We start from the raw sequence: 15,745 nt of genomic DNA, 5'->3' as shown, positions 1-15,745 counted from the left end.
CGGAGCCAGCCATGCAGACCACCCCCACCCACCTGATCTTTGCCACCAATTTTTCCGAGACCTGCCATGCCGCCATCCCGACCGTGGCGCAACTGGTGGACCGCCTGCGCGCGCGCCTGACGATCCTGCACGTGCATGCCAAGGGCAAGCGTGCGCAGGCCCAGCAGTCGCTGGATGCGTTCTTTGCCGAGGCTTCCAATTACCCGGGCTGCGAGCGTGCACTTGCCGGCGGCCCGGCCGCCGCCGGCATCGTCTCGTTCTGCCGCAGCCGCGACGACGCGCTGCTGATCATGCCGCCGTCCGAGCGCACCGGCCTGCCGCGCCCGCTGCATGTGTCGTTGCGCGCGCGGGTGCTGCAACGCGTGGCCACGCCCATGCTCACCCTGCCCTATGCCGACGCGATCCCGCGCGATGGCGCTGTCGGCGGCCACGTCGCCTGCTGGATCACCGGCCGCGAAACCAGCCTGGAATCGTTGCGCGATGCCGCGGCCCTGGCGCGTCGCCGCGGCGCCGACCTGCATCTGCTGCACGTCGTGCCGGAAGTCAGCGAAGGCCTGCTGGTGGACAGCCTGTTCAACGACAAGCCGCTGAGCGAAGACGCGGCTGCCAGCTGGCTCGGCGACCTGGTCCAGCAACTGCCCGACGAGGACCTGCGCGTGCGCATCCACGTGGCCGTCGGCAATCCGCGACGCGAGATCGCCGGCCTGCTCAAACGCGCCTGCGCCGATGTGCTGGTGGTCGAACACGACGCCGTCGTCCGCCGTGGCGTCTGGCGCTCCTCGCTGCAGTCGGCACTGGCAAAGACGCCATGCGTGCTGATCTGCCTGCCGCCACCCCATCTACGCCGCCCGATCCTGGGCGCTGGTAGCGACCACGCCGATGCCGCGCCCGGCCGCAGCCTGGCCAGGCGGTTATTGCGCGTGTGAGGCAACCGAGTGCTCGGCGAGCGGCTAGCTGGGCATCTGCAGTAGTCAGCTGTGCAAGGGAGGGCTTGCCTCATCGCGGCATGCATCCCTGAGCGCAAGGCGGTTCTACCGACGTCATGACGAGGCCGCGCGTCCCCGAACGAGCATATTCGAGCACGCGCAACCGCGCCTGCCATCCATGTGTTGATCGGTTGATCGATCCAGCGCCTTCGCAGCGTTGTCTGCACCTCGGTGGTGGATCTTTCCAGGCGATAACGCGTCCACGCTGGCCGGCGCGCAGGCTAGCGCGCGCAAGCTGGATGCAGCGCCCTACCCCTTGAGCACAAGCGAGGCGTCCGGATACCTCTCGCACATGAAGTCCACGAAGGCGCGCACCTTCGGGGCAGCCAGGCGCCTGGACGTGTGCAACACCCACAGCGCCGGCTCCGCGCCAGCGATGGTGCCCCACTGCACCAGTTCGCCACGCGCGAGCTGGTTCCAGGCGATCGACTGCGGAATGAGCGCGATGCCACCGCCTGCCATCGCCGCGTCGCGGACCATCAGGAACGAGGAAAACCGCAGTCGTGGAATGGGTTCCAGGACCAGACGCCCGTCATCGAGCGTCCATGTGGTCGGCTGGAAGCTCGACATCACCACAGCGGGCATGGATGTGACCGCGCCGCCGGTCGGCATGGCGATGCCGGGGGCGGCAACGACCACCAGCCGATCCCTGGCGAAGCAGCGCCCGACCAGGCTGCTGTCCGGGCTGGGGTTGATGCGGATCGCCACATCGAACTGCTCTTCCACCAGATCGACCGTGCGGTCCTCGGCCACCACCTCCAGCGTGATCTCCGGATAGGCCGCGCAGAACTCTGCGCCGATGCGCCCCATCGCCAGTTGCGAGAACAGCACCGGCGATGCCACCCGCAAGCGCCCACGCGGGCTCGAGAGCCCCTCGCGTGCGGCTGCCATGGCCTCGGCCACCTCGCTCAACGGCACTTCGGTGCGCTCCATCAGCAGCTGCCCGGCCTCGGTGAGCCTGAGGCCACGTGCGCTGCGCTCGACCAGTCGCACTCCCAACTGCTCCTCCAGCTCGGCGATGCGACGCGACAGGGTCGCCTTAGATCTGCCGCTGGCACGGCTCGCCTTTCCCAGGCCCTGGTTCGCCGCGACCAGCGCGAAATCGATCAATGCATTGAGATCCATGGTGTTCCACATTTGAAACCAGGCGTATACATCTTGGCGTCTTCGTATTGTGGGTGCAACGGCCTATCGTCTCGTCACCGCAATGCCAAGCGCAGCGGACATGTCGCACTGACGCCTCTTTCATCCATAGCAGGAGATTCACATGAGCATTCTCGTTACCGGTGCCACCGGCACCATCGGTTCTCTGATCACCCAGGGCCTGGCCGACGCAGGCGCCAAGGTCAAGGCACTGGTTCGCCAACCCGGCAAGCGCACTTTCCCGACCGGTGTCACCGAAGTGGTCGCAGACCTCACCGACGTCGCGTCGATGCGCGGCGCGTTGTCGTCGGTGCGCACATTGTTCCTGTTGAATGCGGTCACTCCCGACGAAGTGACGCAGGCGCTGATCGCCTTGAATCTTGCCAAGGAAGCAGGGATCGAGCGCATCGTCTACCTGTCGGTGATCCATGCCGACAGGTACACCAACGTGCCGCACTTCACCGGCAAGCACACGGTCGAGCGCATGATCGAAAGCCTCGATATTGCTGCCACGATTCTGCGCCCGGCGTATTTCATGCAGAACGAAGCGATGATCCAGCAGACGATTCAACAGTACGCCGTCTACCCGATGCCGATCGGCTCGGCAGGTGTGGCCATGATCGATGCGCGCGACATTGCAGACATCGCGGTTGCCGAGTTGCTGCGCCGCGACCGCGCACCCGCCGCACTTGAGCGTGTCACGCTCGAACTGGTCGGCCCACATGCAGTGACGGGCCCTTCCGCCGCGAAGGTCTGGAGTGCGGCGCTTGGGCGCGAGATCGCCTACGCGGGCGACGGCGTGGCTGCCTTCGAAACACAGATGGCCGCCTACGGCCCCTCCTGGCTGGCCTATGACATGCGCCTGATGATGGCCGGCATCCAGACCCACGGCATGCGGGCGGCCGACGGCGCGGTAGAAAAACTGCAGACCATGCTGGGGCGTCCGCTGCGCACCTACGAAGACTTTGTGCGCGAGGCGACGGCCCGGGCCTGAGCGCAGGTGGCGCGGCAAGCGTGGCGATCACGGGGCAGGATGTCATGCCGCTGCATGGCACCTGCGCGTCTGAGGCAGACTATGCAGATGGACACGATTCGGCCGTATCAATCTCGGGACTTCGACGCCTGCATGGCGCTCTTCGATGCGAATGTGCCGGTGTTCTTCAGCGCCGGTGAACGTGCCGACTTTGCCGGCTTCCTGAGCCATCACGCCGCGGCGTGGCACTACCAGCTACTGGAGCGCGGCAACGCTGTCGCTGGCGCCGCCGGCTACGCGATCGGCGCCGATGGCACCACGGCGAGCTTGTGCTGGGGCATGGTCCACCCGCGCCTGCACCGTTGCGGCGTGGGGACGCAGTTGCTCCTGGCCCGGCTTGAAGCATTGCGCCAGATGCCGGATGTCCGGCGTGTCCTGTTGGATACCAGTCAACATACCCGGCTGTTCTACGCCCGCTTCGGCTTTGTGGTGCAGCAAGTGACGGTGGATGGCTATGCGCCCGGACTGGAGCGCTGGGATATGGCGCTCGATCTGTCGTGCTGCGTGCCACGTGCAGGTAGCGTTGGAGCCGTGCAGTAGCGATCTTGTTCACGGCATATGGATGCCCGGCGGTCGTGCAGACAAGCAGCCTCGCCGTACCACCGCTATTTCGGGCTGGTCACCAAGTACCCGCGACCGAACACGACTCTCTGAGCACTTCTTACTGCTGAAGCAACACGCTTATCGCGCTGCGTCCTTGTTCACCTGGGCACGCGCGAGCACGCTGGCCGATACCAGCAGATCCGGCAGTTCCTGGCGGAAGGCCTCGGCTTGCCCGGCCTGCAAGATCCCGTGAAAGCTTGCGTTGTCGAATACCGGCCTGCCCTGCATGAAGAAGCCATCGCGGCCTTGCACGACGAAATGGAAACACGCCTGCCAGCGCGGGTCCGGGCTGGCCGACAACTGCACTACCACCTCGCTGCCGGCAGATGCGGTGCTTGCCGGGGTGACCGTGATCGTTCGCGCGGTGATCTGACTGCTGTTCATGCCGACCATGATCACGCTTGGGACGTGGTGGCGGAGTGAGCCGGTGATGGCACCACATGACATCCGGAGCGGAAGCGCCGACTGACCAACGTATCGAGACACCGGCCAGCGCGCATGCCTGACACCAGCGACGATGGTGCCAACCGTTGCAACCGCACTGGCACGTTTCTTCCGACGTGCCGGCAACGTTGCCGACGTCCTTGCGAGTTCGCCTTTGCCGACACTGCGTGCAGACACAAGATGCCGGCCAGGCGACGCAGCGGCAGATCGATGCGCATCGCGCCAGCAACGCTTGCGCTGGACGCTGCATCGCGCGCCGCCGACGACGGAATGATTAGATGGGTCATTCATGCAGCGGCTGCCTGTCAATCGGCACAGACCAGACATCAAGAGCAGCGCGGATGCGAGCAGCGTCTTCAGTATCGTGCTGACGTTGTCGCGCTGCCAGTCGGTTTTTTCCTGACCGGCGTGAATAAAAACGCACGCTAAATACGAGCCGAGATGATTGGTTCAAGTTTCCGATTTTTGCGTCGTTATCACGTTGCCGAGGCATTCACGCGAACATCACGCGACCTGCCGCCGGTGCCACCCACTGGACATCAGGACGACCCGCATGACCGCCTATTTGCAACGCTATAACGTCGGGCGCCGTCTCGGCGTCGCCTTCGGCATCCTGATTCTGTTGTCGAGCCTGCTGGTGGCAACCGGCCTGGTCACCATGGCCAAAGCACGACAGCAATTCGATTTCATCGTGCTTGACCGCATGGCCAAGATCCAGATCGGCAACGGCATGCTGGATGCCAACTCATCGATCCTGATCGCGCTGGGCACCTATGCCATGGCCACCAGCGACGAACTCAACAACGAAGCGCTGGCCACCATCAAGGCGCAGCGCCAGCGCTACAACGACCTGCGGGCCAAGCTCGATACGCTGCCCAGCTCCGAGGAAGGTCGCAAGATTCGCGCCGAGATGGACGCGAGACGCGCCATCTCGGGCAAGATCAACGACCAGGTCATGGCGCTTGCTGCTCAAAACGACAACGCGCCTGCGCAAGCCTTGCTCAGCGAAAAGGCACGCCCGGCGACGATGGCGTGGCAGGACAAGATCCGCGAACTGGTGACCCGTCAGGAAGGCCAGAGCCAGCAAGCCTATGCCGATGCGGTGGCCTCGATGAATCGCGGCAAGCTGCTGATCATCTTCGGTGGCATTGCCGTGGTGGTGATCAGCAGCCTGCTCGCCTGGCTCATTACCCGCAGCCTGACCCAGCCGCTTGCACGCGCCACCAACGCCGCAGAGGCGATTGCCAACGGCCAGCTGGACAACGACGTGGAAAGCGACGCCAAGGATGAAACCGGCCGCCTGTTGCGTGCCATGCGTGGCATGCAGAAGCAGTTGCAATCCTTGCTCGACGCGCAGAGCGACATGGCCAGGCGCCACGATGATGGCCAGACCAGTTTCCGCATCGATGCTGCGGCGTTTCCTGGCGACTACGGCCGCATGGCCAAGGACACCAATACACTGGTGGCGTCGCATCTGGCGGTGCAGACCAACCTGGCACGCATCATGGGGCGCTACGCCATCGGCGACCTCAGCGAGAGCATGGACCGCCTGCCCGGCGAGAAGGCGGTGCTGACGCAGACCATGGACGAGGTAAAGGCCAACCTGTCTGCGATGAACCGCGAGATCAAGCAGCTGGCGCAATCCGCAGCCAACGGCGACTTCAGCGCACGCGGCGATGCCGAGCGTTTCCAGTACGACTTCCATGTGATGGTCGATAGCCTCAACCAGTTGATGGCCACTGCCGACGGCAACCTGCAATCGCTGTCGTCGCTGCTGCAGTCCATCGCCGCAGGCGACCTCACCGCGCGGATGACCGGCGACTTCAAGGGCGTGTTCGCGCAGATGCGTGATGATGCCAACGCCACTGCCGCGCAGCTGGCCGAGATTGTCGGCCGTATCCAGCACTCGGCCGTGTCGATCAATTCTGCCGCCAGCGAAATCGCTGCCGGCAATCAGGACCTGTCGCAGCGTACCGAACAGCAGGCCGCCAACCTGGAAGAAACCGCCGCGTCGATGGAAGAGCTGACCTCCACCGTGCGCCAGAATGCCGAACACGCCCGTCAGGCCAATCAACTGGCGATCGGTGCGGCAGGCGTGGCATCGCAGGGCGGCGAGATCGTGAGCAAGGTGGTGGGCACCATGGCCGGTATCGAGGCCTCGTCCAAGAAGATTGCCGACATCATCTCCGTCATCGACGGGATCTCGTTCCAGACCAACATCCTGGCCTTGAATGCGGCGGTGGAAGCGGCACGTGCCGGCGAACAGGGCCGCGGCTTTGCGGTGGTGGCATCGGAAGTCCGCACCCTGGCCCAGCGCTCCACCGCTGCGGCGAAGGAGATCAAGAGCCTGATCGACGATTCGGTCGAGCGGGTCGCCGAAGGCTCGACCTTGGTGCATACCGCAGGCGCCACGATGGCCGAGATCGTAGCCAGCGTGCAGCGCGTGACCGACATCATGGGCGAGATTTCCGCGGCGTCGCAGGAGCAGTCGGCCGGTATCGAGCAGGTCAATACCACCGTGACGCAGATGGACGAAACCACGCAGCAAAACGCCGCGCTGGTGGAAGAAGCCACCGCCGCCGCACGCTCGATGGAAGAGCAGGCCGTGCAGCTGACGCAGGCGGTATCGGTGTTCAAGATCAGCGAGGGCAGCACGCGCACCACGCGGCCGGCACCGCCGGTTGCGGCCAAGCTCAGCGAGATTGCCGGCCGGCCCGCCGCCGTCAAAAGCTTGCCACGCCAGGCACCTGCAGCGAAACGCGCAGTGGCTGCAGGCACCTCGCACGATGCAAGCGACTGGCAGGAGTTCTGATCTGCGGCATCGCAAATGGCCCGGCTCGTCCGGGCCGTTTGCGTTTGAGCGCAGAGCGCATCTGCAACCGACCCATGCGCCAAAGCGCTCCATTACCGCAGGTACGAGCACGTGCACGAGGCCTTAACCCGCCCGGCCTATGCTGCGCCGGGCTGGACCGCAGGCGGCGCTCTGTTGCGCTGAATATCGATCGCCGTTGTCGTCCATGCCCCCGGAAGATCATAGACATCGCAAAGGAGACTGTATGAAGAAGCTGCACACGCTTATGGCTGTCGGTTGCCTGCTGGGTCTGAGTTCGCCTGCATTTGCCGAGATCGCCAATCTGACCAATAGCGCCGATGGCGCCAATCGCGACGCGGGTATCGCGGCGGTAAAGCAGAAATTGCAGGACGCCTGCAAGTCGCGCAACGGTACCGTGGATCTGGATTCGTTCGAGGTGGTGTTCGAGAGGACCAGCAAGAACCCGGACGTCCCAAAGCCCTATTATGTGGACGCGAAAATCAAATGCGATCTGCCCTAAGCGCGGCCAACAAAACGCGCCTGGCAGTGCCGAAGCGCGTCCATCGCGCATTGAGCACATAGATCACCACAAGGCCCCGCAGACGCGGGGCTTTGTTTTTGCTGCGGCCGGCCCTGCGCGTCGGGCGGCGCTTGAAGAGCGTCGATCCCTTCCTGTTAGTGAAAAACCGCATTGCGGCGTGCTACGCGTTGATCGTCGCTCGCCTGCGCAGCTTGGCAGACAGGCGGGCTCGCATCAGCTGCAATACCTGCTGCATTGGCGATGTGGCGGTGAACAGGTGCCTGGTCGTACGCCGCTTCTGCAAACGCGCCTTGGCTGATGCAGACGCCCTACCCGCTATCCCAGCTGTGCCCGCGCGGTATCCAGGGTGGTCATGATCTGGATCACTTCATCCAGCGGATGGAGTGGAGATTCCTTGCGCCCTTCCCCGATGTAACGCGCCGCGGCTGTCGCTTGCCACGACAGGCCCGCGTAGCCGCTGATCCCGGTCGGATCCATCCACACTGCGGGCATGCCGGCGTGGTCGTTGCCGACCAGGCTCAGCGTGGTCGGATTGTGGAATTCGCCGGCAAGGTCGATGCGTCCCTGGCTGCCGGTGACATAGGCGGTGGAACTGCTGCGGGCCACGATGGAACTGATCAGCGTGGATTGCGCGGTGCCGCCATGCGACAGCACCATGGTCGAGAAGGCATCCACGCCGGTGTCGGTCAGCGCGCCGGTGGTCGTGATCGCGGTCGGTGCGCCCAGGATCATCGAAGAGAACTGCACCGCATACACGCCCAGGTCCAGCAGCGCGCCGCCGCCGAGCGCAGGATTGCGCTGGCGGTGCGTCGCATCGTCAGGGCCGCGTTGGCTCAGATCGGCGAACACATGGCGAAGCTCGCCCAACGCGCCATCGGCCAGCAGTTTCCGCAGCACCGAGGTATGCGGCAGGTAGCGGCTCCACATGGCTTCCATCAGGAACAGACCGCGCTGCCGCGCCTCCTGCACCAGCACGCGTGCATCGTCGGCGCAGGTGGTCATGGGCTTTTCGATCAACACATGCTTGCCCGCGCGCAGCGCCAGCAAGCCCTGCTGCAGATGTTCGCTGTGCGGGGTGGCGATATAGACGATGTCGACATCGTGGTCTTCGACCAGCGCCTCGTAGCTGTCATAGGCGCGCTGCATCGCCCAGGTGCTCGCAAAGGCCTCGGCACGCGCACGCGTGCGCGAGGCCACTGCGAATGGTTGTTGCCCGGTATGGCGGCGCAGCGCGCTCACGAACGCGGAGGCGATCGCTCCAGGCCCCAGCACTCCCCACCGCAACTCGGGCTCGCCGCGCTGCGGCAGGAACAGCTCGGGCTCGGGAAACACTGTGGGCGTCATGCGCTTGGCCTCCTGGATAGCATGTGCGCGCATCCTAGCAAAGCGGGAGCAGCGTTCCCGGTGTGCCGGCCTGCGCAGCGCCATCGTGCGGTGGGAGAAACCGATCGTGGCAGGCGCAACGTGCGGCGCCCTCTGTCGCCTGGCCGAAGACATGCCTGCAGTCCGCGTGCAGACGTTCCGGCGCATCGGCATGGCTGCAGAAGGCGATGCGGCCGTCGGGCCGCACCAGGATCAACGCGCCGGCATGCACCGTCCAATCGGCGGTGGGCGCAGCGCCATCCAGATCCGAGAGTGCGCTCGCGTCGTCGGGCTGCGGCAGGGCCGCGGTTGTCTTCTGAGTATCGATTTGCGCAGCAAGTTGCAGTGATTTCCTTGCGCTTCTGTTCGCTTCTCACGTCGAGAACCGTTGTCACGCGTCACACCCCTTGCACCGTGCGCTGCTTAGCGTGGCCCGATGAGCGCACGTATTTCATCGCACACCCTTGCCTTTGCATCGCACACGGACTCTGCCCGCACCGACGGACTCAAGCAGTCGATTGCGGACAAGTGGCTACACATACATCCGACGCTGCCGCTTCCCGGGCGTGGTCGCACCCTGGAGCGCTGGCAGACGCTTGCCGATATCGCGGCAGACGACCTGTGCGCGGCCAAGTTCCTGGAAGCGCATTACGACGCGCAAGCCATCTGTGCCGATCTGGGGGTGGACCTCATCACGCCGACCCAGCGTTGGGCGGTGTGGGCGGCCGAGCCGCCCGGCTCGGATATGCGTTTTTCCGGACAAGTGCTTAACGGCACCAAGGCATGGTGTTCGGGTGCCGCCCAAGTGACGCATGCGCTGGTGACGACGCGCCATGCAGGCGCCAGTTGCCTGTTTGCCGTGGCGCTGGATCAGCCCGGTATTCAGATCGACAGCAGTGCGTGGCAGGCGGTCGGCATGCAGGGCATCGAGACGGCCAATGTTCGCTTCTCCGATACGCCAGCGCGGCAGATTGGCGCAGGTGATGCGTACCTGACCCGACCTGGATTCTGGCACGGCGGTGCCGGCATCGCCGCGTGCTGGTTCGGCGCCACCGTTGCGGTTGCCGATGTGCTGCGTTCCTCTGCGCGTGTGAGCAAGGATCCGCATGCCGCCGCGCATCTGGGGGCCATCGATACAGGCCTGGCATCTGCAGCTGCGTTGTTGCGTCAGCTGGCAACGCGAATCGACGCGCAGCCGGAACAGGCACATCTACGTGGTGTCCTGCAGGTACGCAGCGTGGTCGAAGCGGTGGCGCGCGACACGCTGGATCGGGTCGCGCGTGCGTTGGGGCCAGGCCCGCTGTGCGGCAACCACGCACATGCGCAGCGTTGCGCCGACCTGTCGGTGTTCATTCGGCAGCATCACGCAGAACGCGACCTGCAGGCCCTGGGCGAGTTATGCCAACAGGAGACATCGCCTTGGAAGATCTAGCCGGGCAGCCCATCGAGGGCACAGGCACGCCGGAAACAGCATGGCGCTCCGCGCCGTACCTGAGCGAGCTGCCACGCGTCGCGCTGTCGCAATTGATGCAAGGTAGCCAGCGCCTGGTGGTGGTGGCACCGCACCCGGACGATGAGGTGCTTGGATGTGGCGGGTTGATAGCCGCTGCGCGTACCGCAGGCGTACCGGTGTTGATCATCGCGCTGACCGACGGGGAGCAGGCCTACCCCGACGAACCCGGCTGGCAGCCGCAGGTGCTGGGCCCGGCGCGGCGCCTGGAACTGGATGCCGCCGTGCAGCAGCTGGGTGTATTGCCTGGCGCATCGGCCCACCTCGCACTGGGCGATGGCGCGCTGGCGGCATGCGAAGCGCGCATGGCACAGGCCCTCGGCGATCTGATCACCGCGCATGACACCGTGCTGGTGACCTGGGAGCGCGATGGCCATCCGGATCATGAAGCCGCATCGCGTGCGACCCATGCCGCGTGCAAGGCGCAGTCGGCGCGGCGTCTGCAATATCCGGTATGGGCGTGGCATTGGTCGCGTCCGGAAGATGGGGTATTTGCCGATGGCGCTGCCGTGCGCTTCGATCTATCGCCCGCAGTGCTGAGTGCCAAGCAGCGCGCCATTGCGTGCTTTGCCACCCAGTTGGGCCACTGCACGCCACCCGTTGCAGAGCCGATTCTGCCGCCGCCGGTGCTGGAGCGCTTTACGCGGCCGTTCGAGGTCTTCATCCGATGACCGCGCTGAGCGTTGAGCACTTTGAGCAGATGTACGCCGATGCAGACCCGTTCGGTTATCGCTCGCGCTGGTACGAGCAGCGCAAGCGCGACATCCTGCTCGGTGCCCTGCCCTATCCAAGGTTCGCGCGTGGCTGGGAATTTGGCTGTTCCAATGGCGAGCTGACCGCGCAGCTGGCGCAGCGCTGTGACACGTTGCTGGCGACGGATCTGTCGCAGCAGGCGGTCGAGCTGGCGAGCGTGCGGCTGCAGGCACTGCCTGCGGTCACGCTGCAGCAGGCCGCGCATCCGTCGGACTGGCCGGAGGGGCTGTTCGACCTGATCGTCTTCAGTGAGGTGGGTTATTACCTGGACGCCGCGGCTTTCGAAAAAACCGTGGCGTTGTTCGCCCGCTCGCTCACCGCCAACGGCTGCCTTGTGGCATGTCACTGGCGGCACGACTTCGATGGCGCGTTGCGCAGCGCCGAGCAGGTCCACAGCGCGCTGAACCAGGCATTGGCGATGGACACGCTGTGCTGCTACCAGGATGCGGACTTCGTGTTGCAGGCCTGGATGTCAGGGCCGTCGATTGCGCAACAGGAGCAGCTGCGATGATCGCGGTCACCATTCCGGCGCATAACGAAGCGGATCTGATCGGCAAGTGCCTGCAGTCCATTCTGGTGGCAGCCGCGCACCCGCATTTGGCGGGAGAGCGCGTGGAAATCCATGTCGCGCTCGACCGCTGCAGCGACGGCACCGGCGCAATTGCACGCGCACACGGCGCAAGAACCGTCACTACCGCAGGTGGTGTCGGCATTGCGCGTGCAGCGGCGGCATCGGCCGCGATTGCGCGCGGGGCACGCTGGCTTGCGTTTACCGATGCCGACACCTGCGTGCCGCCGGATTGGCTTTCGGCACAGCTCGATTGCGCGGCGGATGTGTTCTGCGGCGTGGTGGAGGTGACCGACTGGCACGATTTCCGTCCTGAAACACGGCAAGCCTTCCTGGCCAAGGAAATCCGCCGCGACGGGCATCCGCATGTGCATGGTGCCAATCTCGGCATGAGTGTGGCTGCGTACGTGACCGCCGGTGGTTTCTCTGCGCTCAAGTGCAGCGAGGACGTGGCGCTGGTTTCGGCGCTGGAGCGCGCAGGCATGCAGATTGCCCGCCTGGTCAAGCCGGTCGTCAATACCAGTGCTCGCCGCATCGCCCGCGCGAGCGGCGGATTCAGCGATCACCTGGCCCGCCTGGAAATGGCCGTCCTGGCTGGCGAGCCGGTACTGGAGCGTCAGGTCTAGCCATCGGGTACATCGTCAGATGTGTCCAGCAACAAGCAGACGTGGTGATGGCCGATGCTGGAGACGATCGCCCGTGGAAACATCGCAGATAACCCCGTGACTGCCGTTGCTCGATCGTTTTGGCGCGACAAGCAATCGCGACATTGAAGCCCGCATTTATTTGCATAAGCGGGCTGTGCATAAACCACCGCGATTGTGCTCTTCCGATTCAAGGCTACCTGCAGATCATTATCCGCGCTGCTTGCAAATCGAAAACATAGCGATCAAGGTGCAATTGCTCCTCGACTTAATGCAATCGCTTCACGCCGGCCATTACCGCTACCGAGGTCATGATGGACTCCACGATGTTCCGGCAGATTGGTCGTTATCGATTGACTGCACATACGGTTCCGTTGGACGGCGTCTTCTTCCCGGAGATTCTGGTGTCGTTCGACGATGGGATCACCTTGTATGGGCACAGGCGCGAGATGCGATTCGACACGCAACTTGCCGCGCACCACTACGCCAGACAATGGATGGGCAGATGCACCGTGACGCCGCTAGGTATTCTCGAGAGTATCTAGGCGTCGCCGGCACCGCTGATGTCAGCAACCAGTCGGCTCCGCCGCCGGGAAGCCAAGCGTGAAACAGGCGCCCTGCCCTGGCATCGACTGCACTTCAATATAGCCGTCGGCCTGCCTGACCGCCCCATCCACTTGTGCCAAGCCCAGCCCGGTGCCCTTGCCTGCCGGTTTGGTGGTGAAGTAGGCGTCGAACAGCTGATCGCGAATCTCCGGTGCAATGCCGCTGCCATTGTCCTGGACAGAGAGGGTGACATAATCGCCGGCGCGACGACCGGCAGCATCCACATCTGCTAGCGTCCGCGTCGCCACCGTGATGCAGACCCTGCCACGCACCGCGCAGACATCGCGCGCATTGATCACCAGGTTCAACAAGGCCCGTTCCAGCGTGTGTGGATCCGCCAGTACGGCACTGTCGCAAGTCATGGTCTCCCACTCGACCGATACCGCAGCGCCTGCCGCCTGTTGAAGCAGGGGCAGCAGGCGCGCGACCAGCGCATTGAGCTCGACGCGTTCGGGAGCATAAGGATGCTTGCGCGCGAAGCCCAGCAGGCGTTGCGCCATGACCGAGCCCTGCTGCAGAGCGGTCTCTGCCATGCGCAAAATCTTCTGATCCGCTTCGCCAAGGGCGCCGCGCGACTGAACCACATCGATGGCAGCGCCCGCAGTTTGCAGCACGTTGTTCAGGTCGTGAACGACACCGGCCAACAGTTGCCCCACAGCCTCACCCTCCTGCGCTCGCTCGGCCACGCGCTCGGCCAGGCGCTGCGCAGCACGTGCAATATCCAGCTCGACCTCGATGCTTGGAGACTGCGCCTCTGCACGTACTTGGTCGTGCGTCGCCGCTGCAGCAGGCTCAACGTGATGGATTGCAGACTCGGTGCGGGCCTGCAGCGTCTGGTTGAGCGTGCGTAGTGCCAGTTGCGACTGCCGGCGTTCGGTGATGTCGCGATTGACCGCCAGCACCCCCTCGATCCGGCCATCCGCGTTACGCAGCGGGCTTGTCGACACCAACCAGCTCTGGAGCTGCCCGTCTGCATTCGTACATTCGGTTTCGAACTGCTGCGACTCGCCGCGCTCGGCAGCAGCGAGCGCCTGCCGCACGCGCGGCCTGAATCGCTTCGGCCATAACGACACCCAGGGCAGACCCACCACAGAGGCGGCATCGACAAACGCCACACGCGCCAGACCATGCGCGTTGACGAACCTGACGCGTCCGTCCAAGGCAATTTCCTTGATGGAATCCAGCGACAGCTCGACGACCTGTCGATAGCGATGGTCGGGAAAGTCCTGCGTGCTGTTCATGGTTCTCAAATCGATCACGTGTTTTTCGCGTGGGAAACGTAGTGTGATGCATGCATCCTCAGAAAACCTGCTTTATGGGCTCTACAAACGAAAAACTGATTCTTGTCGTCGAGGACGATGCTGACACGCTCGAGTTGGCCACGCTGCTGCTGACCGAGAGCGGTTATGCGGTCGTCACCGCAACCGATGCGCAGGGCGCGCTGGAGCATATCGATAAGCACCCGGCGATTGCGCTGGTTTTTACCGATCTGCAGATGCCGGGGCTATTGGATGGATACGGCCTGATTTCGTATCTGCGCGCGGATGGCAACAATCTGCCGGCGATCCTGACATCGGGTCTGGGGCATTCCCCCAATGGGTTACCCAGCCGGACGACGTTTTTAAGCAAGCCCTACACACGCCGCAGCCTGGTGCAGAATATTGAGGCTTTTGTCGGGCATTAAAGCGGCCAACAGAACTACTGCGCGGCCGTCAGGCGGGCGCGCCCGGTGCTCGGAATCGGCATCACTCCTACGCTTGGGGTTCCGAGTCCCTCGTCCATAGCACCGACGAACGTTGGCTATGTTTTGTCAGCCGCTCTTGGCGTGACGGTCAGCACGCAGCTCACACCTTGCGGCGCATGTGCATGTTTCAGGTGTGGTGATTGCGCCGCGCTGGGTTGGTTGACCAAAACACCCCAGCAGGATCGACAGGCGTCGCGATCAGCTGCTCGACGCTGGATCGCACACCTTGCCAGCCATCAGCGCGCCGCGCGTCGCCAGCCTGCATTGATCGCTTCCTGGCTTGTGCAGAAAAAACGCTCGCCCTTGGCAGGTGAGATGCTGGTCCGCGTGTAATCGCGTTGCCCGGGCATATGGAAGATCTTGCTGCCCTTGCTGGAAATATTGCCCTTGATGGCGCAGTGCGCAGGCGTTTGCGTCTGCACTGCGGCCTGAGCACGCTGTGCCGATTGCGTGCGCTTGCTGCGTCGGTAATCAGCAGGCATCTGAAAGCTGCCGGCCCAGAGGTTGCGCCGTTGTTGCTGCGCGTTGCGCTCGTCGGCAACGAACGCGGTGGCATACTCGCGGTAGGCCACCGCCCAACCGGATTGCACCATCCAGCGGTTGACCGACTGCCCCTGCACATAGCACTCGGCCACGATCCGTCCATAGCGATCGGTATCCTTGGGTTGGCAGCGAACCGTCTTGTCGAGCAGGTAGCCATCCAGTGCGGCAGCGGAACGTCGGCCACAAGGCCATGCGCTGCCAGCGTTGCTGGTGCATTGCTGCGCGCTTTCCGGTGCATCGATGCCCCACAGGCGGATACGTTTCTGCGCGACAGTGATGGTGTCGCCATCGGTCACGGTTGCCCGGCCGACCAGCTCCGCTGCGATAAGAGGTGAAGCGAAGAGCGTCACGACAACAACCACCGAACATCTGAACAACATCAACAACAAGCCTCGGGTGATCGGCAGAGCGCGGTCCGTCTGTTCTTGCCTTGGTGATTGCGTCCAGCCGATT

Annotated in this window: 16 protein-coding genes; 11 read left to right on the top strand and 5 right to left on the bottom strand. The window is 64.2% G+C overall.

Going from position 1 to position 15,745, the window contains the following annotated elements; genetic code table 11:
- Positions 1-11 precede the first annotated feature (11 nt).
- On the top strand, positions 12-926 hold the full coding sequence (locus tag ACCQ04_RS10230; RefSeq protein WP_166771315.1) for a universal stress protein: 915 nt from the start codon (positions 12-14) through the stop codon (positions 924-926).
- Between the two features lie 309 nt (positions 927-1,235).
- Here ACCQ04_RS10230 and ACCQ04_RS10225 read toward each other — a convergent pair whose 3' ends face one another.
- Entirely contained in the window at positions 1,236-2,111 is an 876-nt protein-coding gene (locus tag ACCQ04_RS10225) for a LysR family transcriptional regulator (protein ID WP_372358763.1), read from the bottom strand.
- A 142-nt stretch (positions 2,112-2,253) separates the two neighbouring features.
- Here ACCQ04_RS10225 and ACCQ04_RS10220 point away from each other — a divergent pair, with 142 nt between their 5' ends.
- A complete protein-coding gene (locus tag ACCQ04_RS10220) occupies positions 2,254-3,123 on the top strand; it encodes an NmrA family NAD(P)-binding protein (RefSeq protein ID WP_226427846.1) in 870 nt (289 codons plus the stop codon).
- A gap of 81 nt (positions 3,124-3,204) precedes the next feature.
- Complete coding sequence (locus ACCQ04_RS10215; protein ID WP_372358762.1) at positions 3,205-3,702, top strand: GNAT family N-acetyltransferase; 498 nt, start codon at positions 3,205-3,207, stop codon at positions 3,700-3,702.
- Positions 3,703-3,843: 141 nt separating this feature from the next.
- On the opposite strand, the gene ACCQ04_RS10210 is transcribed toward ACCQ04_RS10215, so the two are convergent.
- Positions 3,844-4,149 (bottom strand): hypothetical protein, encoded by a 306-nt coding sequence (locus ACCQ04_RS10210; protein ID WP_166771386.1) that lies wholly within the window; start codon positions 4,147-4,149, stop codon positions 3,844-3,846.
- Between the two features lie 613 nt (positions 4,150-4,762).
- On the opposite strand from ACCQ04_RS10210, the gene ACCQ04_RS10205 reads away from it, so the two are divergent.
- Both ACCQ04_RS10205 and ACCQ04_RS10200 read left to right on the top strand, forming a co-directional pair.
- On the top strand, positions 4,763-7,021 hold the full coding sequence (locus ACCQ04_RS10205; protein ID WP_102256747.1) for a methyl-accepting chemotaxis protein: 2,259 nt from the start codon (positions 4,763-4,765) through the stop codon (positions 7,019-7,021).
- A gap of 244 nt (positions 7,022-7,265) precedes the next feature.
- Positions 7,266-7,541, top strand: a complete 276-nt coding sequence (locus ACCQ04_RS10200) for a hypothetical protein (RefSeq protein ID WP_024939953.1) — start codon at positions 7,266-7,268, stop codon at positions 7,539-7,541.
- A 336-nt stretch (positions 7,542-7,877) separates the two neighbouring features.
- Here ACCQ04_RS10200 and ACCQ04_RS10195 read toward each other — a convergent pair whose 3' ends face one another.
- Positions 7,878-8,906 (bottom strand): Gfo/Idh/MocA family protein, encoded by a 1,029-nt coding sequence (locus ACCQ04_RS10195; protein ID WP_226427844.1) that lies wholly within the window; start codon positions 8,904-8,906, stop codon positions 7,878-7,880.
- A gap of 454 nt (positions 8,907-9,360) precedes the next feature.
- Between ACCQ04_RS10195 and ACCQ04_RS10190 the strand changes: the two genes are divergently transcribed.
- The 5 genes from ACCQ04_RS10190 to ACCQ04_RS10170 all read left to right on the top strand — a co-directional run bounded on the left by ACCQ04_RS10190 (position 9,361) and on the right by ACCQ04_RS10170 (position 12,944).
- Positions 9,361-10,356 (top strand): acyl-CoA dehydrogenase family protein, encoded by a 996-nt coding sequence (locus tag ACCQ04_RS10190; protein ID WP_226427843.1) that lies wholly within the window; start codon positions 9,361-9,363, stop codon positions 10,354-10,356.
- Positions 10,344-11,105 (top strand): PIG-L deacetylase family protein, encoded by a 762-nt coding sequence (locus tag ACCQ04_RS10185; protein ID WP_226427842.1) that lies wholly within the window; start codon positions 10,344-10,346, stop codon positions 11,103-11,105. Before ACCQ04_RS10190 ends, ACCQ04_RS10185 begins: the two co-directional genes overlap by 13 nt.
- The gene (locus tag ACCQ04_RS10180) at positions 11,102-11,698 is read left to right on the top strand and encodes a class I SAM-dependent DNA methyltransferase (RefSeq protein WP_065031368.1); all 597 of its coding nucleotides are present in this window, start codon (positions 11,102-11,104) and stop codon (positions 11,696-11,698) included. The genes ACCQ04_RS10185 and ACCQ04_RS10180 overlap by 4 nt, the downstream gene beginning before the upstream one ends.
- Complete coding sequence (locus ACCQ04_RS10175) at positions 11,695-12,381, top strand: glycosyltransferase family 2 protein (protein ID WP_102252124.1); 687 nt, start codon at positions 11,695-11,697, stop codon at positions 12,379-12,381. Before ACCQ04_RS10180 ends, ACCQ04_RS10175 begins: the two co-directional genes overlap by 4 nt.
- A 344-nt stretch (positions 12,382-12,725) precedes the next feature.
- Positions 12,726-12,944, top strand: coding sequence for a hypothetical protein (locus tag ACCQ04_RS10170; protein ID WP_226427841.1), 219 nt, complete (start codon positions 12,726-12,728; stop codon positions 12,942-12,944).
- A gap of 21 nt (positions 12,945-12,965) precedes the next feature.
- Here ACCQ04_RS10170 and ACCQ04_RS10165 read toward each other — a convergent pair whose 3' ends face one another.
- On the bottom strand, positions 12,966-14,246 hold the full coding sequence (locus ACCQ04_RS10165; RefSeq protein ID WP_226427840.1) for a two-component system sensor histidine kinase NtrB: 1,281 nt from the start codon (positions 14,244-14,246) through the stop codon (positions 12,966-12,968).
- A 50-nt stretch (positions 14,247-14,296) separates the two neighbouring features.
- Between ACCQ04_RS10165 and ACCQ04_RS10160 the strand changes: the two genes are divergently transcribed.
- Positions 14,297-14,689 carry a response regulator gene (locus ACCQ04_RS10160; RefSeq protein ID WP_372358761.1) on the top strand — a complete coding sequence of 131 codons (393 nt, stop codon included), beginning with the start codon at positions 14,297-14,299 and terminating at the stop codon, positions 14,687-14,689.
- A 296-nt stretch (positions 14,690-14,985) separates the two neighbouring features.
- Here ACCQ04_RS10160 and ACCQ04_RS10155 read toward each other — a convergent pair whose 3' ends face one another.
- Complete coding sequence (locus ACCQ04_RS10155; protein WP_046345947.1) at positions 14,986-15,672, bottom strand: thermonuclease family protein; 687 nt, start codon at positions 15,670-15,672, stop codon at positions 14,986-14,988.
- Positions 15,673-15,745: the final 73 nt, after the last annotated feature.

The sequence above is a fragment of the Xanthomonas sp. NCPPB 2866 genome, from assembly GCF_041475745.2.
Taxonomy (GTDB): Bacteria; Pseudomonadota; Gammaproteobacteria; order Xanthomonadales; family Xanthomonadaceae; genus Xanthomonas; species Xanthomonas arboricola.
This window is presented reverse-complemented; position numbering and strand designations above follow the sequence as displayed.